The following is an 18247-nucleotide window of genomic DNA, read 5'->3' on the forward strand; positions in this document are numbered from 1 at the left end:
GGCCATGATCCGCGCGTTTCATCGCTGGCCGGGGCTGCTTGCCCTGGCGCTTGTCACGGTGCTGGCGCTCAGTGGCGCGGTGCTCGCGGTCTTTCCCATTGCGGAGCGGATCGCGGCACCGCAGGCAGGGGCGGAGCTCAGCGTTGCGACCCTCGCCGAGCGCATCCAGACGATCTATCCGGGTCTCGAACAGATCCGGCGCGCCCCCTCGGGGCGGATCACGGCCTACTGGTTCGAAGCCGGACAGCCCGGCGCGGCGGTGATAGATCCCACCACGGGGCGTGGCGTCGCATCGGCTGATCCGAATGCCTTTCAGCGTTGGCTGACCAATCTTCACCGCTCCCTCTTCCTCGGAGATCCCGGCCGCGTTGCAAGCGCGCTGGGCTCCGTCGCGATGCTGGTGCTCTCGGTCTCCGGCGTCCTGCTCGTCGCGCGGCGTGTCGGCGGCTGGCGGAACTGGTTCTCGCGTTTGCGCGGGTCGCTCGCCGGTCGGCTCCACGTCGAGATCGCGCGCATCGCGGTGGTCGGCCTGCTTCTCTCCTCCGCTACCTCCTTGTGGATGACGGCCTCGACCTTCGAGCTGATCCCCGATGGTGGGCGTTCGCTCGGCATCCCCGCCGAGGTGAGCGGTCAAACAGACGCGCCGCTTGCCGGTCTTGCGATGCTGGGCGACACGCCGGTGTCAAAACTGCGGAGCCTGAGTTTTCCCTATAACGGCGATGCCACCGATGTTTTCACGCTGAAGACCGATCGCGGCACCGGCTATCTCGATCAGGGCACCGGCGACGTGCTCGCCTGGGCAGACCTGACCGCATGGCAACGCATCTCGGAAACAATCTACATGCTGCATACGGGGCAGGGGGCTGCGCTGCTTGGCGCGGTGCTGGGTCTCATGGCGCTGGGCGTGCCGGTGATGGGGCTCACCGGCCTGACGATCTGGCTGGCCGGACGGCGCGGACGCCCACGTATCCGGGCCAACCAACCAGCCGCGCGCGCGGAGACGATCCTCCTTGTCGGCAGCGAAAGCGGCAGCACCTGGGGCTTTGCCGCGACCCTGCACGAAGCACTCCGTGCGGCGGGCCAGAGCGTCCATGTTGCGCCGATGTCGTCCTTCGCGCCCGAGCGCTACGCCCGGGCCGATCGGATCATCGTGCTCGCGGCCACCTATGGCGACGGGGCGGAGCCCAGTTCCGCGAAAGGCTTCCTGACGAAACTCGACGCCTGCTCCGATGCGCTGGATATCCCGACTGCCGTGCTTGGTTTCGGGGACCGAAGCTTCCCGGCCTATTGCGCCTACGCCCAGACGATTGCCGACACCGTGGAGGCGAAGGGGTGGCCGGTTCTACTGCCCTATGACACGATCGACCGGCAGTCGCCGCAGGCCTTCGCGCGCTGGGGGCAGGCGCTGGGCGCGGTCCTCGGGATCGAGCTCGATCTGCACCACCAACCGACACCCCCTGCCACGACCGAACTCACGCTCCAGTCGCGGCGCGATTATGGGGCGGACGTGCAGGCGCCGACGTCGATCCTGCGCTTTTCCCTGCCGCGCGCCACGTTCTGGCAGCGACTGACGGGGGCTGGCTTCACGCGGTTTGCCGCGGGAGACCTGATCGGGATCCTGCCGGAAGGGTCGCCGACGCCGCGCCTCTATTCGCTCGCGTCGTCACACCGCGACGGGTTTCTGGAGATCGTGGTCAAGAAACATCCCGGCGGGTTGTGTTCGGGCCAACTGACGGCGCTCGAACCCGGCGAGAGCGTCCGCGCCTTCGTCCGGCGCAATCCCGCCTTCCGGCCGGACCGCTCTCGCGCGCCGCTGATCCTGATCGGCGCGGGGACGGGGATCGGCCCTCTGGTGGGCTTCGTGCGCGAAAACGAGCAACGGCGCCCGATCCACCTCTTCTTCGGGATGCGCGATCCGCAAAGCGATTTCCTCTATGCGCAGGAGATCGGCGGGTGGAAGGACGAAGGCCGTCTGTCTCGGCTCGTGACCTCGGTCTCGCGCGGCCAGCGACCGCGCTACGTTCAGGATGCGATGCGCGCCGATGCCCCCGAACTTGTCCGGCTCGTGCAGAGCGGCGCACGGATCATGGTGTGCGGCGGGCGGGACATGGCGGCGGGTGTCGCCGATGCCCTGCATGACATCCTCGCCGCGTCGGGCCTGAGTGCGACGAAACTGAAAACGGAGGGACGGTATGTCGAAGACATCTTCTGATCTGCTGCGCCACGCTTTGCACGGTCCGACCATGGGCACCCGCTGGACCGCCCTGTTCTTCGCACCGCCCGAGCGCGACCCCGCGCCGATCCAAGCCGCGCTTCAGGCGGCGGTTGCGGAGGTGGATGCGCAGATGTCCACCTGGAAACCCGACAGCGACCTGATGCGGCTCAACGCGGCTGCGGAAGGGGAATGGGTGAAGGTGCCCGGGCAATTGGCCGAAGTGCTGCGCCTTGGGCTGGAGATCGGCAAAGCCTCGGGCGGGGCGTTCGATGTCGGGCTCGGAGATGCGGTCACGGCGTGGGGCTTCGGTCCCGACGATGCGTCCCCCGAGGCGATCCGCGCCGCGATGAGCGTGCCGCGGCAGCCCGCAGATCAATGGCTCGAGCTCGTTCATGACCGGGCGCGCAAGAGCGGACCCGTGGTGCTGGACCTGAACGGGATCGCGAAGGGCTATGGCGTGGATCGCCTTGCCGAGACCCTCGCCGCGCAGGGGATCGAGGCCGGTCTTGTCGGGATCGACGGCGAAATGCGGGCCACGGGGCTCAAGCCGGATGGCAGCCCGTGGACGATCGCGGTCGAGAGCCCCGATCCGCTGCGCCGCACGCCGCATTCGATCCTCGCGCTCGAGAACGCATCGGTCGCGACCTCGGGCGATTATCGGCACTGGATCGACCTCGGCGCGCGCAGGCTCTCGCATACGATGGATCGTGTGCGCGGCGCGCCTTTGCTGGCATCGCCTGCCTCCGTGACGGTGGTTGCGCGCAGTTGCGCCGAGGCCGACGGCTGGGCCACCGCGCTCATGGTGCTTGGCCCGGACAAGGGGTTGGAGGTTGCGAGGAAGCGTGGCCTCGACGCCCTGTTCCTGATGCGCGAGGACGATGGGAGTGTGAAAAGCCTTGGGACAGGCGATCTGTTTCCCGAGAGCGTCGTGGCGACGGTCTAGGTCACGTCGCTTTGGCGTCGGCGCGCCTAGTCTCAGATGATGCCAGGGTCCGCAGCTCCCGCCGGATCGATCTGACTGGCGGCGTTGAAGAACAGCTCGATCAACTCGTTTCTTTCGTCCTTCAGGGCGAACACGACCTCGTCCACCGTTGACCGGATGTCGCGGATCAAAAGCCTGCGCACCGTATCGGTTCGGTAAGTGCCAAAGCGCCACATGAAGCCGACGCCGATCCCCAGCGCCACCGCCTCATAGACAGCATCGCGGGTATCGGCGATCAGCTGCGGCTCGGGGGACAGGCCGGTCGCACGAAAGGCGCGATCGACGACCTTCTGGGTGGAGGACCCCTGCGAGCGGAAGATCAGCGGCAGCCGCGCCAGTTCTTCCAGACTGACCTCGTCACGCAAACCGGTCGGGCTGTCGGCGGAGACGATGCCCACCACCTCCTGCGACAGCACGCGCGCGGTGCGGAACCGGCGATCGTTCGGCAGGTCGGGCAGCACCGCGACATCCACCTCGCGCCGCAGCAGGGCCGCGAGAATGTCCTGATGCGAGCCGCTTTCCACCGAGACCGTCAGCGAGGGGTGCTGGCGCAGCAGCTGGTGGACGATCGCGATGCCCGGCATCGAATTGCCCAGACCGACGCGCAGCCTGCGCCTACCGGTCGGGCCCCGGCGTTCGAGGATACGCAGCGCGTCATGTTCGGCCTCGCGCATCCGGGCGCCGATATCGCAAAGCTGCTCGCACAGCGGCGTGGCACAGAGGGTTCCGTTGAGCTTGTCGAACAGCCGCACGCCGAAGGCGGTCTCGAGATCGCGAATCTGCTGCGCGACTGCGGAATGCGACACGCCCAACCGGCGCGCAGCGGCCGAAAAAGAGCCCTCCTCGGCGACCGCAGTCACCGAGCGCAGGCGGGAAAGCGACAGGGCGCTCGCCAAAGATCCAACCGAAGCTTTCATCATCTGACGGCTTAGCTTGCAGATGTAACATCCACGTCACAGAAACTCGTCAAACCGTGAGCAGTCCGGGGCGACGCCCCATCACCGCATGAACAGACGCGCATCGCGCGAACGGGGCCGAGGCCCCGAACGGAGAGGATTTGCCCATGACCCAGCCTGTCGGATTGTCCGAGTTCCTGTCAGGGCCGCTCCCCGAACGTGCTGCGGTTCTGGCCGATCTCGATGGCTGTCTGATCGCTGGGGACCGCGTGCTGCCCGGCGTGCCCGAGCTGATCGAGCGCTGCGGCGAGCGGCTTTGGGTCGTCTCGAACAATTCCACCGACACCGCCGAGCACCTCTCGGCCCGGCTCGGCCTGATGGGGCTCGCGGTGGCTGCCGACCGCATGGTGCTGGCGGGGGAGGAAACGCTTCGCAATCTGCAGCGCCGTCGCCCCGGCGCGCGGGTCGCGCTCTTCGCCGCGCCGCCGCTTGTCACGCTGGCGCGCAAGCTGGGGCTGGTGCCCGACCGGGCGCAGCCCGAGCTGGTGCTTCTGGCGCGCGACACCGGTTTCAGCTTCGCCGACCTGACGGAACTCACCGCGATGGCCGCGCGGGGCCTGCCCGTGCTGCTGAGCAATCCTGACACGTTCCATCCCGGCCCGGACGGCACGCCCCGACCCGAGACCGGCGCACTCTGGGCCGCGGCACGCGCCGCCGTGCCCACCGCCACCGCATCGAGCCTCGCCAAGCCCGCCCCCGATCTGGTTCACGCCGCGCTGTCCCGCGCCGGGGTCGCGCCGGGCGCGGCTGTCTTCCTTGGCGACACGCCCGAAACAGATGGCCGGGCCGCCGCCGCCGCCGGGGTCGAGTTCGTCCTGCTCGCCCGGCCGGGTGGCGTGACCCTCGCCCAGGAGATCGTGACATGCTGAGCTACACCCTGCGCACCCTCGTCCGGATGGCGCTGACCTTCTTCGTCATCGTCACGCTTGTGTTCTTCGCCACGCGTCTGTCGGGGAACGCCATCGATTTCCTCGCAGGCGAGGGCATGACCCAGGAGGACCGCGAGATCCTGATCCGCTATTACGAACTCGACCGGTCGCTCTGGGACCAGTACTTCGCCTTCCTGCGCGCTTTCCTCGACGGGAATTTCGGCCTCTCCTTCATCGAGCGCCGACCGGTCATTCAGATCGTGGCGGAGCGGTTGTGGCCCTCGGCGCAGCTCCTCCTGTCGGCGATCGGGCTCACGCTCGTCGTGTCGCTCCCGCTGGGCATGATCGCTGCGATCTGGCGCAAACACTGGCTGGGCAGCGCGGCGATGGTCGTGGCCTTCCTCGGCTATGCGGTGCCCAACTTCATCCTCGCCGTGGTGATGGTCTTGGTCTTCGCCTACTGGCTGAACTGGTTGCCGGTGGTCGGCAATGGAACGCCTTTGCATTTCATCATGCCGACGCTGGCGATGTCGGGCGTGCTGATCGCCGCGCTCACGCGCTTCACCCGCAATGCGATGCTCGATGTGCTGGGGCAGGACTTCATGCGCACCGCCCGCGCCAAGGGCCTGCCCGAGCGCGCGGTGATCCTGCGCCACGGATTGCGCAACGCCTCGATCACGCTGCTGTCGGTGATCGGTCTTCAGATCGCGGGGCTCGCCGCCTCCGGCTCGGTGGTGGTGGAATCGATCTTCGCCTGGCCCGGCATCGGCGACCTGCTCGTCTCCTCGGCGATCCGGCGCGACTACCCGGTGCTCCAGTTCGGGGTCATCACCGTCGCCATCGCCGTCATCCTCATCAACGCCGCCATCGACCTTGCCTATGCCTGGGCCGATCCGCGCCTGCGCCATCAACTCAAAGGGTGATCCGATGACCATGGCCCTCAACACTCCCGCGCCTTCGGCCTTACACCGCCTTTGGACCGGCACCAACGTGATCCAGAAAGTCGCCTTCGCGGTCGGGCTGGCCCTCTTGCTCATGGCCTTTCTCGGCCCGCTGATCGCGCCGCATGATCCCAATGCGCAGAGCCTGCTCTCGCGGTTGCGCCCGCCGATCGGTTTTGATCGTGCGAAGGTCGCCTATCCGCTGGGCACGGACGAGCTGGGCCGCGATGTGCTGTCGCGCAGCCTGCACGGATTGCGCCTGACGCTGATGCTGGCGATCCTCGGCGCGCTGCTGGGTCTTCTCGTCGGCGGGCTGCTCGGTCTGTTGGCAGGCGTGGTCGGCGGACGCACCGATGCCGCGATCATGTCGGCGGTCGACACCCAGATCGCGGTGCCCTTCACGCTGATCGCGCTGTTTACGCTCGCTATCTTCGGCAGCTCGCTTCAGGTGATGGTCATCGTCCTCGGCCTCGCCGGCTGGGAGCAATATGCCCGGATCGTGCGCGGAGACGTGCGCCGCCTGATGCATCTGCCCTTCATCGAGGCCGCCCGTGCTGCAGGCGCCAGCCCGCGGCGCATCGCCTTCACCCACCTGCTGCCCAATATCGTCTCGCCGCTGGTGGTCCAGTTCACGCTGTCGCTGTCGAATATCGTGCTGCTCGAAAGCACGCTGTCCTTCCTCGGCCTCGGCGTGCAGCCGCCCACCGCGACGCTTGGCTCGATGGTCGGCATCGGTCGCGACTACATGCCGACCGCCCCCTGGATCGTCATCGTCCCCGCCGCGCTGATCGTTTTGCTGACCTTCGCCGTCCAGGTGGTCGGTGATTGGTTACGCGACAGCGTCGACGTGCGCCTGCGCGCACGCTGACACCCCGCAACAAGAACAGAAGGCCGCAAGCGCCCGTCGTCAAACCCTGCAATGGAGATACCAATGCTCAGACTGCTCGTTTCCACCGCTCTTGCCGCCGGCATCGCTGCCGCTGGCGTCACGGGGGCTCAGGCCCGCGAACTGAAAGTCGGCGCTGCCAACGTCGCCAAATATCTCGATCCCGGCCGCGACCACTCGAATGTCGGCTCGCAGTTCTACTACAACACCTTCGACACGCTGATCGACAAGGATCACGAGAAGATCGGCGGCGAATGGCGCCCCGGTCTGGCGACCGAATGGAACCTCGTTTCGCCCAAGGTCATGGAGTTCAAGCTCCGTCAGGGCGTGACCTTCCAGAACGGCGAAGCGATGACCGCCGATGACGTGGTCTTCTCGCTCAACCGCATGTATCAGGCCACGTTCCCGCCCTACATGGTGCGCTCGAAGGACCGTCTGAACAACTTCGAGAAAGCCGAGAAGGTCGACGATTACACCGTCCGCATCACCGTGAAGCGCGAAGAGCCGCTTTGGGAAACGCTCGTGAACCTGCAGCAGGTCATGATCATCCCCGAAGACTACACCAAGGGCCTGACCGGTGATCCGAACGTGGCCGAGGACAGCGATTACGAAGCCTTCTCGATGGCTCCGGTCGGCACCGGCCCCTATGCGATCAGCGAGTTCAGCCCCGGCGAGCGCGTGGTCTATACCCGCTTCGACAATTTCTGGGGCGACAAGGCGCCGCTGGAAAAGGTCTCCGTGATCCATATCCCGGAAACCGCCTCGCGCATCACCGCGCTCAAGACCGGCGAAGTCGACATGATCACCAATGTCGCGCCCGACCAGCTGTCGCTGATCGAAGCCGACCCGATCATCAAGGCCGCCGGCAGCGTCACGCCGCTGTTCCACGTCATGATCATGAACACCAACCATCCCAAGCTGCGTGATCCGCGCATCCGTCAGGCGCTCAGCCTCGCGATCGACCGCGATGCGCTGAACGAGGCGCTCTGGCTGGGCAAGGCCGTCGTTCCCTCGACCCACACGATGAAGGAATACGGCGATCTCTACATGCCGGAACTGAAGACCTTCGAATACAATCCCGAGAAAGCCCGCGAACTGCTCAAGGACGCTGGCTATGACGGGTTCGAGATCACCTATGACACCGACCCGGTCTATTACACCAACGGCCTTCTGGCCGCGCAGGCCATCGTCGAGATGTGGGCGCAGGTCGGCATCAAGGGCAAGGTGAACGTCGCCGAGAAATGGACCGGCAACAGCAAGGACATGATGACCCGCAACTGGTCGAACCCGATGTATTTCGCGGACCCCTTCGGCTCGTTCGGCGTCATGTGGGCCCCGGATGCGGCCTCGGAATCGGAAGGCCGTTTCACCACCGACGAAGCCTATCGCAAGACCTGGGACAAGTTCCGCTTCTCCAAGGATGTCGCGGATCGTCGCGCCGCCTATGCCGAGCTGATGGATCGCATCAAGCAGGACCCGCCGGTGCTGCCGCTCTATCGCCCCTATGAGAGCTGGGCGATGCGCAAGGATATCGCCTGGGCGCCGAAGCCCGGCCACATCCCCTATGTGCTCGACTTCCGCGCCGGGGCGATCTCCTTCGCCTCCAACTAACGCTCCCCGCCTGTCGCCGCTTGTGCGCGGCGGCGGGCACCTTCCCCCAACTCTTTGGAAAGTTTCAGCATGTCCACCCGTATCGCCATCGTCACTGATATCCACCATGGCAAACCCTCGACCGCGAAGCGCGGCGACATGGCGCTGCCCCTGATGGAAGACTTCGCCCGTTACGTTCGCGACGGCGGCGCCGATCTGGTGCTCGATCTCGGGGACCGGATTTCGGATGAGAACCGCGACACCGACCTGCGGCTGGAAGCCGAGGTGGCCGAGGCGTTCCGCGCCGTCGAGGCCCCGATCCTGCATCTCAACGGCAACCATGACCGCGATCATCTGGAGGTCTCGGATAACGAAGGGATCCTCGGACAGACGCTCGATCACGGGGTGGTCGATATCGGCGGCTGGCGCATCGTCCTGTGGCGCGCCGATACGCGTATCCGCCGGATGCCCGATTATTCCGGCTTCGTGCTCACCGAGCCCGATGTGGTCTGGCTGTCGCGTACCATGCAGGCGAGCGATCGTCCGACGCTCGTGGTCAGCCACGTGCCGATCTCGGGTCATTCGCAGCTGGGCAACTACTATTTCGAGAACAACCCGGCCAGCTCGACCTATCCGATGGCCGAGCGCGCCCGTGCCGCCCTGTCTCGCGCGAAGGTGCCGGTCGTCTGCCTCGCAGGTCACGTGCATTGGAACACCGTCACCACGGTCGACGGGATCACCCATCTGACCCAGCAATCGCTGACCGAGAGCTTCACCACCGAGGGCGAGCCCGCCGGGGCGATGGGGATGATCGAACTGGGCGACAGCTTCCGCTGGGAGGTCGTGGGCGACGATCCGTTCTCCTTTGAGACCACCCCCCGCCATCGCCGCTGGACGCCCCCGCTGCCGTCCTTCGCCGACCACCCCGAGGCACGCGTCCGCCGCGCTGCCGCAGCCGCGAGTTGATCCATGAGCCGCGCACCGCTTCTGTCAGTCCAGAACCTGAGCCTCGCTTTCGGCTCCCACACCGCGCTGTCGGGGCTCAGCTTCGACATCGCACGCGGCGAGACCGTCGCGCTGGTGGGGGAGTCCGGCTCGGGCAAATCCGCCACCGCGCTGGCGCTGATGCGCCTGATCGAACGCGAGGGCGGTCGCCTGACCGGCGGGCGCATCGATCTCGACGGCGACACGCCGGTCGAGATCACCGCGCTTGAGGAACGCGAGATGCAGCAGGTGCGCGGCAACCGGATCTCGATGATCTTCCAGGAGCCGATGACCGCGCTCAACCCGGTGATGCCGCTTGGCGAACAGGTGGCAGAAGTCTTGCGCCTGCATCAGGGCTTGGACCGCAAGGCGGCGCTGGCGGCGGCCCGCGCCGCCTTCGAGCGGGTCAATATCCCCGAACCCGAGCGGCGGCTGGTGCAATATCCGCACGAGCTGTCGGGCGGTTTGCGGCAGCGCGTCATGATCGCGATGGCGCTGGCCTGCCAGCCCGATCTGCTGATCGCCGATGAACCGACGACCGCGCTCGATGTTACGACGCAGGCGGAAATCCTGTCGCTGATCAAAGAGCTGCAGGAAGAGAGCGGAATGGCCGTGCTGTTCATCACCCACGACATGGGGGTGGTGGCCGAGATCGCCGACCGCGTCGTCGTGCTGTGTCGCGGCGAACAGGTCGAAACCGGTCCTGTCGGGCAGATCTTCGCCGCACCGCAGGCCGAGTATACCCGCAACCTGATGGCGGCGACGCCGATGCTGGGCGCGGGGGCTCCGAAACGGCCGCTCAGCGCCGATGCGCCGCTCCTCGAAGTCGATCGGCTTTCGGTCCGTTTCCCGGTGCGCCGCGCTGCTCCGGGCCGGCCTGCGCTCGATTATCACGCGGTCAACGAGGTCTCGCTGACCCTCGGGCGCGGAGAAACGCTCGGGCTGGTGGGGGAATCCGGCTGCGGCAAGTCCACTCTGGCGCGGACGCTGCTCGGGCTCGAGGCAGCGTCTGGCGGGCGGGTCCGGCTGAGCGGGCAGACCCTGACCGGCCTGACGGCGCAAGAGCTGCGCCCGCTGCGCGGAAAGATGCAGATGGTCTTTCAGGACCCTTATGCCAGCCTCAACCCGCGGCTTCCGGTCTATGATCTGATCACCGAGCCCGCCCATATCCGCAACCCGATGACGCGCGCCGAGCGGCGGGCGATGGCGGGTGACCTTCTGGAGCGGGTCGGGCTGGAAGCCGCCGCGATGGACCGCTATCCGCACCAGTTCTCCGGCGGACAGCGCCAGCGGCTTTGCATTTGCCGTGCGCTCTCGGTCAAACCGGCGATCATCGTCGCGGATGAGGCGGTCTCGGCCCTCGACGTATCGGTCGCCCGCCAGATCACCGATCTGATCGCCAAGCTGCAGCGGGAGGAGGGCGTCTCTTTCCTCTTCATCTCCCACGATATCGCTGTCGTCGAACGCGTCAGCCACCGCATCGCCGTGATGTGGGCGGGGCAGGTCGTCGAAACCGGGCCGACCGACACTGTTCTGAAGAACCCGTTGCATCCCTATACCCGACGACTGCTGTCGGCGGTGCCGCATCCGGACCCGCAGCGCAGACCGCTCCAGCGCGAGCGCGCAGCCGACCTGAAAACGCCGAAGCTTCTGCTGCCGCGCGCCACCGATCCCGAGCGCATCGCGCTGCGCGAAGTCGGGGAGGGGCATTTCGTGGCCATCCGCGACACGGTCGAGCTGATGGCCTACCAGTCGATGGCAAGCGGAGCGCCAGAAGTCCCGCGTGCCGCGATGCGCGAAAACGTCGGGAGCTTGGTGATCTAACGGTACTGCCACTGACCGGCCGTCGAACTGACGCCAGACCCGATCGCATTTGAAATTCCGCGCTTCGAGAATAGCTCCCAACTATTGCCGCTCGACCGTTGCGCCGTTCCGCACGCAGTCGCAAGATAAGCGGCCAGATATTTCGGAGGGCACATGGAAATCAACGCGGACTTCTCGGAGCGCGTGCTCGTTCATTCCGACACGCTCGACTGGCACGGCTCGCCGTCGGCGGGTGTCGAGCGGCGGATGCTCGACCGGATCGGCGACGAGGTGGCGCGGGCGACGAGCATCGTGCGCTTCGCTCCGGGGCACAGTTTCTCGGCACATACGCATGGCGGCGGCGAGGAATATCTCGTGCTCGAAGGCGTGTTCCAGGATGAGAGCGGCGATTATCCGCCGGGGACCTACGTGCGCAATCCGCCGCAGACCCGGCACCGGCCGGGATCGGAGGGTGGCTGCACGATCTTCGTGAAGCTCTGGCAGTTCGACCCGGACGACCGCAATCAGTTTCACAAGGATATGCGGTCCGATCTGGCCCAGACCGACGAGGGCGTCGAGTGCGCTGAGCTTCATCGCGACGCGCGTGAAATCGTCCGCTATTTCCGGCTCGCGCCGAATGCGACCCTTTCCCTCGATGATCCGGGCGGGATGGAGTTGCTCGTGCTGGGCGGGACGCTGTCCGAAAGCGGCGACGCGCTGCGCGAGGGATCGTGGTTGCGCCTGCCTGACGGGCAATCGCTGCAGGTTCAGGCCGGCCCGGGCGGCGCCGAGTTCTGGATCAAGACGGGGCATCTGCGCTTCGTTGCCGCGCCGGATCAGTGACGGAAAACGATCTCTCAAAATGACGAGGCTTCCATGAAGACGCAGGTCGCGATCGTGGGCGGCGGGCTCGCGGGCTTGGCACTCGCGCGGCATCTGCACGCGCGCGGGGTCTCTTTCGAACTGTTCGAGGCGCGGCCGCGCTTTGGCGGTCGGATCAAGGCCCTTGAGACCGCAACGGGCAGCGTCGATCTCGGCCCGTCATGGTTCTGGCCCGGGCAGCCCCGGATCGCTGCGCTAACCGAGGCGCTGAACCTGCGCAAGTTCGAGCAGTTCGCGCGCGGCGCGGTGTCGCTGGAAGATGCGAGCGGCGGCGTTCACCGCAATATGGGCTTTGCCAGCATGGCGGGGTCGTGGCGTCTCGAAGGCGGGATGGTCGCGCTGACGAATGCGCTTGCGGCCGCCCTTCCCGCCGCACAGCTTCATCCCGGGTCGCGTGTCGTCGAAATCGGGGCAGGGCCTTCGGTCACGCTCGAGGATGGTCGGGCCTGCGAGGCCGAGCATGTCGTGCTGGCCGTGCCGCCCCGCGTTGCGGCGCAGATGTCTTTCGCGCCGCAGTTGAGCGATGCGCAGAGGCAGGCGCTCCGCGCGATCCCGACTTGGATGGCGGGGCATGCGAAATTCGTAGCCCTCTACGAGCGACCGTTCTGGCGCGAGGCCGGGCTGTCGGGCGATGCGATGAGCCAGCGCGGCCCTCTGGCGGAAATCCACGATGCGTCCGGGCCGGACGGCACGCCCGCGGCGCTGTTCGGCTTTCTGGGTGTTCCGGCGCGGGCACGGATCGGGCAGGAGGATGTGGTCAAAGCGGCGGCCCTTGAACAGCTTGGCCATATCTTCGGCTCTGATGCCGCCAAGCCGCTGACCTATGCGCTCGAAGACTGGGCCGTCGCGCCCGAAACGGCGACGCAGGCGGATCTCGAGCTGCTCAGGTTCCACCCCGATTACGGCCTGCCGCCGGTGCTGCGGGGACTCCATGAGGGCCGTGTGCATCTCGCGTCTTCGGAGACCGCGCCCGAGATGGGCGGCTATATGGAAGGCGCGCTTGCGGCGGCGGAGCGCGTGATGCGCGATCTCGGGTTGTGACAGGCGCGCGCTAGGTCGTCGCGCGCGCCTCCTGAAAGTGCCGTCACTCCGCTCCGGACTTGCAGCCGTTTTCGGGAGCGGCAACACTGGCCCGCAGGACCTCAACAACGAGAGCAGAGAAGCGATGACTGACGAAGCGCAAACCGGGATGGGCGTGGCCCTCTGGCAGGGCCGGACGGTTGCGGGAGATCGCGACGCCGCGCTCGCGGAAATCGCGCGCGCCTCCCGCGCCGCGGGGCAGGGCGGGGCCGAGGTGATCGTCTTTCCCGAACTGTTCCTGACCGGCTATGAGCGCGACGACCTCAACGAGCTTGCGCTGAGCGTCGGGGAAATGGCGGAGAAGATCGCGCCTCTTGCGCAGGATGCGGGCTGCGCGATCTGCGTTGGCTACCCGGAGCGCGCCGAAGTGGGGCTCTGCAATTCCGCGATCTGTGTCTCACCCGAGGGCGAGGTGTTGGGCAATCATCGCAAGATCCAGCTTTTCGGACCCGCGGAGGCCGGCCGTTTCGTGCAAGGGTCGCGCTACACGCTGTTCGATCTGGGCGGGAAACGGGTCGCGATCCTGATCTGCTACGATGTCGAATTCGCACCGCATATCGCGGCGCTGCGTGCGCAAGGGGTGGAACTCATTCTCGTGCCGACCGCTGCGATGCGCCCGTTCGAGCATGTGGGCGAACATGTCGTGCCTGCTATGGCGGCCAATCATGGGCTGGCGATCGCCTATGCCAATCTCTGTGGCAGCGAGGCCGATCTCGACTATTTCGGACTGTCGGTGATCATGGAGCCCGACGGCAAGATCCTCGCGCGGGCAGGCAGCGAACCCACCATGCTTCTCTCGACGCTGAAGCCGCATTACGACCCGGCGGTCCTCTCGACCCAGGCGCGGGATTTCTGCCCGATCGGTGAGACCGGCTGATGCAACTCGCGGGCACGGATCTACGGCTTCTGCGCGTCTTCGACGCCGTCGTGCGACATCGCGGGTTTGCCGCGGCGCAGGCGGAACTCAATGTGAGCCAGTCGACGATTTCGACCCAGATCACGGCGCTGGAGGATCGCCTCGGCGTGACCCTGTGCCGGCGCGGTCGGGCAGGGTTTCGGCTGACCCAGAAAGGCGAAGCCGTTCATGCCGCCGTGGTGAGGCTGCTCGCGGCGACGGAGGAATTCGTCAGCGAAACCGCCGCCCTGCGCGGCACGCTCTCGGGCACCTTGCGGATTGGTCTCGTCGATCACGTCGTCACCGATCCGAATTTCCGGCTGCCCGAGGCGATTTCGGCGCTTGAGCGGCGCGCGCATTCCGTGCGGTTCGAACTCGCGCAAGGCTCCCCGCAGGAATTCCAGACCCGGGTGCTCGAAGGCTCGCTGCATCTCGCGATCGGGTCTTTCCCGCATAAGGTCGCGGGGCTCAATTACCGAAAGCTCTATGACGAGGAGAACTTCCTCTACTGCGCGCAGGGCCATCCGCTCTGGTCCGTTCCCGATGCCGCGCTGACACCGGAATTCGTCAGTTCGATGCGCGCGGTCGGGCGCAGCTACTGGCGGGACGATCATTGGAACAATCGCGATTTTCCCCATACGACCGCGATGGCTCAGGGGCTCGAGCAGCAGCTCGTGATGATCCTGTCGGGCTCGTTCATCGGTTACATGCCGGATCATTCCGCGCGCCGCTGGGTCGAGGCGGGACGCCTGCGCGCGATCCTGCCGGAGCGCTTTCTCTACCGCTGTCCCTTCGAGGCGATCACGCGTCCCGACGCGGAGGCCTCGCCGCTTGCGCAGGCGATGCGCCTGGAGCTTGAGGCGGTCTACACGCGTGATGCTGAAATAAGCGTCACTCCCTGATCGATACTTCGATTTCTATCGAAGTGAATTTCGACGCATCGATATTTTTCAGACCATCCCCTCGCCGCATGGTTCGCTGAACCACGGAGACAGCGATGACCGAACACCGATTCAACCAGCCCCTCAGCGGAAACGCGATGCCGCGCACTGGGGGGCCCGCGACGATGATGCGACTGCCCAGCGCGCCTACGGCGGAGGGGCTGGACGCGTGTTTCGTGGGTATTCCGATGGATATCGGCACGTCGAACCGCCCCGGCACGCGGCTCGGTCCGCGCCAGATCCGTGACGAGAGCCGCATGATCCGGCCTTACAACATGGCCACGGGAGCAGCGCCCTTCGAGCATCTTCAGGTGGCCGATATCGGGGATGTGCCGGTCAATCTCTACGACCTGAAGAAGTCGGTCGAGATCATCGCGGAGCATTACCGCTCGATCCTCGGCCAAGATGCGACCCCGCTCACGCTGGGCGGCGATCACACGCTCACCTGGCCCATTCTGCGGGCGATCAAGGAAAAGCACGGGCCGGTCGCGCTCATCCATGTCGATGCGCATTCCGACACGAACGAGGAGATGTTCGGCGAAACGGCCGCCCATGGCTGCCCGTTCCGGCGCGCTTGGGAGGAAGGCTGCCTGATCAATGACAAGGTCTTCCAGATCGGGTTGCGCGGCACCGGCTACGGCGCGGACGATTTCGACTGGGGCCGCGAGCGCGGCTGGACCTGTATTCAGGCCGAAGAGTGCTGGCACAAATCGCTCGCGCCGCTGATGGCGGATATCCGTGCGCAGATCGGTGACGCTCCAGTCTATCTGTCTTACGATATCGACAGCCTCGATCCGGCCTTCGCGCCCGGCACGGGCACGGTCGAGGTCGGCGGGCTGACGACGATGCAGGGGCTCGAAATCATTCGCGGGACTGCCGGGCTCAATCTGGTGGGCTGCGATCTCGTCGAAGTGTCTCCGCCCTATGACATGGCGGGCAACACGGCGGTGATCGCCGCGAACTTCCTCTATGAAATGCTCTGCGCGCTGCCCGGCGTGCCGCAAGGGCGCAATTAAAAGCCGGACAACAGGGAGATTATCCGATGCAAAGACGTAAGTTTCTAATAAGTGCCGCGCTTGGAACGGCCGCGCTGGCGGCCCCCACCGTGCTGCGCGCGGCCTCTTCGACGCTGAAGGTCGGCACCTATGGCGGCTACTTCAAGGACAGCTTCGACAAGTTCATCTACCCCGACTTCACCGCCGCCACCGGCATCGAGGTCGAAAGCATCGCCGAGCCGACGGGCGAAGCATGGCTCGTTCAGCTTTCGCAGGCCGCCCGTGCGGGGCAGGCCCCGGCGGATGTCTCGATGATGGCGCAACTGCCGCGTATCAAGGGCGAGCGTTCGCAGCTCTGGGCCAAGCTCGACGCGGACAAGATGAGCAATATCTCCGCGCTGCCCGATCACTTCGTGCATCGCTATGAGGATGGCAGCGTCTATGGAACGGGCGCGGTGAGCTGGTATGTCACGCTCGTGACCAACACCGACGCCTATGCCGATGCGCCGACCTCGTGGAAAGCGCTGTGGGATCCGGCGAACAAGGACAAGCTGGGGCTGATGTCGCTTGCGACCAACTCCTTCCTGCTCGAGATCACCGCGACCACCTATTTCGGCGGCACCGACATTCTCAAGACCGAGGACGGTATCCTCAAGGTCATGGAGAAGCTCGCCGAGGTGAAGCCGAACGTGCGCCTGTGGTATCGTGACGAAGGTCAGTTCCAGCAGGCGCTGGAGACCGGCGAAATCCCGATGGGCGAGTATTACCACGACGTGACCTCGCTGGCCGCGTCGCAGGACAAGCCCGTCCGCTCGACCTTCCCCGAAGAGGGCGCGGTGCTCGATTCCGGCTCCTGGGTGGTGTCGAAGGCGTCGAGCGCGCTCGATCAGGCGCAGGTCTTCATCGACTACATGGCGCAGCCGGAAATCCAGGCGAAGATGTCGCGCAATGTCGGCACCGCGCCGACCGTGCCGCGCGAGATGACCGATCTGACCGACGCGGAATTCGCCGCCGTGTCGTCGGACCAGAAGCCGATCCTGCCGCTCTACGACATCTATGTGGATCGCGGTGACTGGATCAATCAGAAGTGGTCGGAAATGATCACCGGCTGATTTGGCCACACCCTACGCCGTGGCGTCTTCGTGCCGCCACGGCGCTTGTCTGCTTTGAGGGAACAAAACAGCGATGACCAATCTGCGCATCGAGCGGCTAAGCAAGAAATTCGGGTCGTTTACCGCCCTCGATGACGTGTCGCTCGACATTCCGACGGGGAAGTTCGTCTGCCTCCTGGGGCCGTCCGGCTGCGGCAAGACCACGCTTCTGCGGGTCGTCGCCGGGCTTGAGACCCCGACCAGCGGTCGCGTCGTCGTCGATGGCGAGGATCAGACCCGCATCCCCACCCACCGGCGCGACATGGGCATGGTGTTCCAGTCGCTCGCGCTGTTCCCGCATCTCGACGTGGCGGGGAACATCACCTATCCGCTCGCGATCCGGGGCGCGGATCGCACCACGCGCGATGCGAAGGCCGAAGAATTGCTCGAACTGGTGCGCCTGCCGTCGATGGGCGCACGCCGGGTCGACCAGCTTTCGGGCGGTCAGCGTCAGCGCGTCGCGATTGCGCGCGGCCTCGCCATCGACCCGAAAGTCTTCCTGCTCGACGAACCGCTCTCGGCGCTCGACGCAGGGCTTCGCGAGCATATGCAGATCGAGCTGCGCCAGATTCAGCAAAGCCTCGGCGTCACCACGATCGTCGTCACCCATGACCAGAAAGAGGCCCTGACCATGGCCGATCTGGTCATCGTGATGAAGGACGGCGTGATCCAGCAGGCGGGGGCGCCGATGGAGATATATCGCAATCCCGCGAATGCCTTCGTCGCGGGGTTCATCGGCACGACGAACCTTCTGCCCTGCACGGTGCGCGATGGCACGATCGAGGTGTTGGGCGCGCGGCTGCCGATTGCCGAGGGCGACCGGATCGGCCTCGACCAAGGCGATGCGCAGCTCTCCGTGCGCCCCGAACATGTCGCCATCGAGCCCGTAGGCGCTGGCGGGATCGAGGCGGAGGTGACCTTCCTGCGCGATCTCGGCGAGAGCCGCCATGTGCTGCTGCAGGCGCAGGGCCAGGAGATCATCGCACAGCTCTCCCCCGAGGCGCAGGCGAGCTACCGCCCCGGCGACCGGGTCAGCCTCAGCTTCCGCCCGGGCGAGCGCGTGGTGGTGACATGAGA

At 66.2% G+C, this 18247-nt stretch carries 16 protein-coding genes; 15 read left to right on the forward strand and 1 reads right to left on the reverse strand.

From position 1 onward, the window contains the following. Nucleotides 1-4 precede the first annotated feature (4 nt). Both AXZ77_RS04185 and AXZ77_RS04190 read left to right on the forward strand, forming a co-directional pair. The gene (locus tag AXZ77_RS04185) at nt 5-2212 is read left to right on the forward strand and encodes a PepSY domain-containing protein (RefSeq protein WP_098410168.1); all 2208 of its coding nucleotides are present in this window, start codon (nt 5-7) and stop codon (nt 2210-2212) included. Further along, nucleotides 2193-3158, forward strand: coding sequence for an FAD:protein FMN transferase (locus AXZ77_RS04190; RefSeq protein ID WP_098410169.1), 966 nt, complete (start codon nt 2193-2195; stop codon nt 3156-3158). Before AXZ77_RS04185 ends, AXZ77_RS04190 begins: the two co-directional genes overlap by 20 nt. Nucleotides 3159-3190: 32 nt before the next feature. Here AXZ77_RS04190 and AXZ77_RS04195 read toward each other — a convergent pair whose 3' ends face one another. Beyond that, a complete protein-coding gene (locus AXZ77_RS04195; RefSeq protein ID WP_218000470.1) occupies nt 3191-4093 on the reverse strand; it encodes a LysR family transcriptional regulator in 903 nt (300 codons plus the stop codon). Between the two features lie 167 nt (nt 4094-4260). On the opposite strand from AXZ77_RS04195, the gene AXZ77_RS04200 reads away from it, so the two are divergent. The 13 genes from AXZ77_RS04200 to AXZ77_RS04260 all read left to right on the forward strand — a co-directional run bounded on the left by AXZ77_RS04200 (nt 4261) and on the right by AXZ77_RS04260 (nt 18245). Then, nucleotides 4261-5022: an HAD-IIA family hydrolase gene (locus tag AXZ77_RS04200; RefSeq protein ID WP_098410170.1), complete on the forward strand. Its 762-nt coding sequence runs from the start codon at nt 4261-4263 to the stop codon at nt 5020-5022. Beyond that, nucleotides 5016-5945 carry an ABC transporter permease gene (locus AXZ77_RS04205; protein ID WP_078539987.1) on the forward strand — a complete coding sequence of 310 codons (930 nt, stop codon included), beginning with the start codon at nt 5016-5018 and terminating at the stop codon, nt 5943-5945. Before AXZ77_RS04200 ends, AXZ77_RS04205 begins: the two co-directional genes overlap by 7 nt. A gap of 4 nt (nt 5946-5949) precedes the next feature. Continuing rightward, nucleotides 5950-6831 (forward strand): ABC transporter permease, encoded by an 882-nt coding sequence (locus AXZ77_RS04210; RefSeq protein ID WP_083078680.1) that lies wholly within the window; start codon nt 5950-5952, stop codon nt 6829-6831. A 63-nt stretch (nt 6832-6894) separates the two neighbouring features. Continuing rightward, complete coding sequence (locus tag AXZ77_RS04215; protein WP_098410171.1) at nt 6895-8460, forward strand: ABC transporter substrate-binding protein; 1566 nt, start codon at nt 6895-6897, stop codon at nt 8458-8460. Between the two features lie 69 nt (nt 8461-8529). Next, a complete protein-coding gene (locus tag AXZ77_RS04220) occupies nt 8530-9405 on the forward strand; it encodes a metallophosphoesterase (RefSeq protein WP_083078686.1) in 876 nt (291 codons plus the stop codon). Nucleotides 9406-9408: 3 nt separating this feature from the next. Further along, nucleotides 9409-11247 carry an ABC transporter ATP-binding protein gene (locus AXZ77_RS04225; RefSeq protein WP_098410172.1) on the forward strand — a complete coding sequence of 613 codons (1839 nt, stop codon included), beginning with the start codon at nt 9409-9411 and terminating at the stop codon, nt 11245-11247. Between the two features lie 153 nt (nt 11248-11400). Continuing rightward, nucleotides 11401-12069: a cupin domain-containing protein gene (locus tag AXZ77_RS04230; protein WP_098410173.1), complete on the forward strand. Its 669-nt coding sequence runs from the start codon at nt 11401-11403 to the stop codon at nt 12067-12069. A gap of 33 nt (nt 12070-12102) precedes the next feature. After that, complete coding sequence (locus tag AXZ77_RS04235) at nt 12103-13149, forward strand: FAD-dependent oxidoreductase (RefSeq protein ID WP_098410174.1); 1047 nt, start codon at nt 12103-12105, stop codon at nt 13147-13149. A gap of 124 nt (nt 13150-13273) precedes the next feature. Then, the gene (locus tag AXZ77_RS04240) at nt 13274-14065 is read left to right on the forward strand and encodes a nitrilase-related carbon-nitrogen hydrolase (protein ID WP_098410175.1); all 792 of its coding nucleotides are present in this window, start codon (nt 13274-13276) and stop codon (nt 14063-14065) included. Then, nucleotides 14065-14985, forward strand: coding sequence for a LysR family transcriptional regulator (locus tag AXZ77_RS04245; RefSeq protein ID WP_098410176.1), 921 nt, complete (start codon nt 14065-14067; stop codon nt 14983-14985). Before AXZ77_RS04240 ends, AXZ77_RS04245 begins: the two co-directional genes overlap by 1 nt. A gap of 95 nt (nt 14986-15080) precedes the next feature. Further along, entirely contained in the window at nt 15081-16040 is a 960-nt protein-coding gene (gene speB / locus AXZ77_RS04250; RefSeq protein WP_098410177.1) for an agmatinase, read from the forward strand. A gap of 26 nt (nt 16041-16066) precedes the next feature. After that, entirely contained in the window at nt 16067-17131 is a 1065-nt protein-coding gene (locus AXZ77_RS04255) for a PotD/PotF family extracellular solute-binding protein (protein ID WP_098410178.1), read from the forward strand. 73 nt (nt 17132-17204) lie between these two features. After that, nucleotides 17205-18245 (forward strand): ABC transporter ATP-binding protein, encoded by a 1041-nt coding sequence (locus AXZ77_RS04260; protein ID WP_098410179.1) that lies wholly within the window; start codon nt 17205-17207, stop codon nt 18243-18245. The last annotated feature ends 2 nt before the right edge of the window (nt 18246-18247 follow it).

Source organism: Thioclava sp. ES.031 (assembly GCF_002563775.1).
Lineage (GTDB): Bacteria > Pseudomonadota > Alphaproteobacteria > Rhodobacterales > Rhodobacteraceae > Thioclava.

Bases quoted from the DNA above. Each gene is read 5' to 3' on its own strand.
- AXZ77_RS04185 (WP_098410168.1), top strand. From the start codon at position 5: ATGATCCGCGCGTTTCATCGCTGGCCGGGGCTGCTTGCCCTGGCGCTT.
- AXZ77_RS04190 (WP_098410169.1), top strand. From the start codon at position 2,193: ATGTCGAAGACATCTTCTGATCTGCTGCGCCACGCTTTGCACGGTCCG.
- AXZ77_RS04200 (WP_098410170.1), top strand. From the start codon at position 4,261: ATGACCCAGCCTGTCGGATTGTCCGAGTTCCTGTCAGGGCCGCTCCCC.
- AXZ77_RS04205 (WP_078539987.1), top strand. From the start codon at position 5,016: ATGCTGAGCTACACCCTGCGCACCCTCGTCCGGATGGCGCTGACCTTC.
- AXZ77_RS04210 (WP_083078680.1), top strand. From the start codon at position 5,950: ATGACCATGGCCCTCAACACTCCCGCGCCTTCGGCCTTACACCGCCTT.
- AXZ77_RS04215 (WP_098410171.1), top strand. From the start codon at position 6,895: ATGCTCAGACTGCTCGTTTCCACCGCTCTTGCCGCCGGCATCGCTGCC.
- AXZ77_RS04220 (WP_083078686.1), top strand. From the start codon at position 8,530: ATGTCCACCCGTATCGCCATCGTCACTGATATCCACCATGGCAAACCC.
- AXZ77_RS04225 (WP_098410172.1), top strand. From the start codon at position 9,409: ATGAGCCGCGCACCGCTTCTGTCAGTCCAGAACCTGAGCCTCGCTTTC.
- AXZ77_RS04230 (WP_098410173.1), top strand. From the start codon at position 11,401: ATGGAAATCAACGCGGACTTCTCGGAGCGCGTGCTCGTTCATTCCGAC.
- AXZ77_RS04235 (WP_098410174.1), top strand. From the start codon at position 12,103: ATGAAGACGCAGGTCGCGATCGTGGGCGGCGGGCTCGCGGGCTTGGCA.
- AXZ77_RS04240 (WP_098410175.1), top strand. From the start codon at position 13,274: ATGACTGACGAAGCGCAAACCGGGATGGGCGTGGCCCTCTGGCAGGGC.
- AXZ77_RS04245 (WP_098410176.1), top strand. From the start codon at position 14,065: ATGCAACTCGCGGGCACGGATCTACGGCTTCTGCGCGTCTTCGACGCC.
- speB (WP_098410177.1), top strand. From the start codon at position 15,081: ATGACCGAACACCGATTCAACCAGCCCCTCAGCGGAAACGCGATGCCG.
- AXZ77_RS04255 (WP_098410178.1), top strand. From the start codon at position 16,067: ATGCAAAGACGTAAGTTTCTAATAAGTGCCGCGCTTGGAACGGCCGCG.
- AXZ77_RS04260 (WP_098410179.1), top strand. From the start codon at position 17,205: ATGACCAATCTGCGCATCGAGCGGCTAAGCAAGAAATTCGGGTCGTTT.